2 protein-coding genes and 1 pseudogene are annotated in these 1,841 nt (G+C 50.4%); all 3 read right to left on the bottom strand.

The annotated features are described in order from the left end of the window. Positions 1-1,184: pseudogene (locus R7Q11_RS24620) on the bottom strand (phage tail protein); the annotation flags it as partial. Continuing rightward, complete coding sequence (locus R7Q11_RS24615) at positions 1,156-1,569, bottom strand: phage tail protein (protein ID WP_140139297.1); 414 nt, start codon at positions 1,567-1,569, stop codon at positions 1,156-1,158. The pseudogene R7Q11_RS24620 and the gene R7Q11_RS24615, both read right to left, overlap by 29 nt. Then, positions 1,569-1,841, bottom strand: a 273-nt coding sequence (locus tag R7Q11_RS24610; RefSeq protein WP_225466816.1) for a DUF1833 family protein, incomplete at its 5' end; no start/stop codon positions are given. The genes R7Q11_RS24610 and R7Q11_RS24615, both read right to left, overlap by 1 nt.

The following is a 1,841-nucleotide window of genomic DNA, read 5'->3' as shown; positions in this document are numbered from 1 at the left end:
TAGCGGCCATCGTCCGTGCCGTGAAACTTGATGGGATGATGGCGCGTTTCTGACGGTACGGTGTCGACCGTTATCCAATAGCCCTCACCATTTAAGATGCGCAGCGCATAGAACGTCTCGCCATTGACCTCGAACGTTTGCTTGATGTCCACCATGCCCACTGAATATTCCACCACGGGGTCGGCTTCATGTGGGACGTAATAGTTGGTCGGGTATTCAACATAATCGCCTTGATTGCAATTGTGTAAATCAGGATCACGCGACCAAAAGTTAAGAATGTCTGCTCCATCTTCGTTTCGCCAGCCACCATCACCGCTTGCTTCGGTGATCTCACGAATACCAGGCGAACCGGATATTTTGATGATGTGGCCAGCTTCCCATTCAACAGGCCAGTATTCTGTTGCGAGTCCATCCACATCGCTCACCACGCCGAGCGTATCGTCCACCACATTGACTTGGCTCGGAGTGATGGAGTTAATCGGCCCTTCTAGCTCGATCCCAGCCGTGGAAGACGTCGAACCGACCTCGCGTGAGGTGTAAATGTTTTCGTGCGCTGGGTGGCTGGTCACGTCCTCCCCTGGCGAAAACACTTGATAACTGATGTCCCCTGCGTATTTCGACACAGGCGTGTCACTGATGGTGATGTCGTCGCCCGTAAGCTCAAACTCGCCATTGCCAATGGCGGTCATCATGAGCAGATACTCTTCATCTTCTGAGAAATACCAATGCGGCTCACTGATGATGTCAGGGAAGGTTTTGTGGCGTCCAAACAGCTCAGGGATGATCCCCATCAATCGCACTCGGTTGCCTTGTGCGTTGGCTTCATAAATCGGACTGCCTTCTGGCATGGTTTTCTGGAAGTTGTCAGGGATTTGGTTCATGGCGTAAATGGCCGCGCCAGCCGCCACCACCGCGACAACAATAGCCGCTATAGCTTGAGATACGGGATCTTTTGGTTCTGCCACCAGTTCAATGTAATCCCCTTTTTTCCATACATAACTAAACCAGTCTGAAGATGTTTTCTTCTCTCCGTTTACAAAATAGGAAAAAGGTGGCGTGTTCGATACGTAGTAACCTTTGATGTTCTCTGCCATCCAGTTATTAAGCGTCTTTCCAGGTGGTACTGGAGTAAAGTCACGCTTACTTCGATCTAGCTTATTTGGGTAAACCACTAACATACTCATGTTCGATGTAATACCTCGTTATTAGCGACATACGCTCAAAATCAGACAGGCTACAGAGCCAAGGTCGGCCCATTTTTCGCCCTGTTTGAGCCACTTTAAGCCCGTTTTCATCCACTACGACACCCACGTGAACCAAAGTATCTTCAATCAGGTGGCATGCGATTGCGCCATCTATCGGGGCGGTTTCAACATACCCACCCACCAATTGGTGATAGGCGTCGGTCATGCCTGCTTTGTCGTCTGGATCCACAGTCCCAAAGCTGTCCAACAGGGGTAAGCCGTGGTGATGGTGGCGAACCAAACGAACAAAGCCCCAACAATCCAGACCATGATCGTCACGACCATGGTCAAGATAAGGCACCGCCATTAACTCATTTAAAGTCATTAGCTCCCCTGGTACTTGAGTCCCTTAGTAATTGCTGGCGTGTAACGGCGCTTTGGCCATGCTCGGTTTACCAAGTCATGAAACGACGCCACCACGCTCACGGTTTGGATGTTGTCTTTTTCACTGACCGCCGTCAGCGTGAGAGGTGGCTCAGCAGGTGCCGAGATATTGGGATACAAGTAAAAGCGATACGTAATGGTCACTTTGCTGCCATCTTCCATGGCTTTATCAATAAAGCGACGGGCCTCGCCCGTCACGTTATCAATCTGGAA

It is taken from the genome of Vibrio sp. 970 (assembly GCF_033339075.1).
Note: the sequence above shows the minus strand (reverse complement) of the source record. Positions and strands in the feature narration are given on the sequence as shown.

Bases quoted from the DNA above. Each gene is read 5' to 3' on its own strand.
- R7Q11_RS24615 (WP_140139297.1), bottom strand. From the start codon at position 1,569: ATGACTTTAAATGAGTTAATGGCGGTGCCTTATCTTGACCATGGTCGT.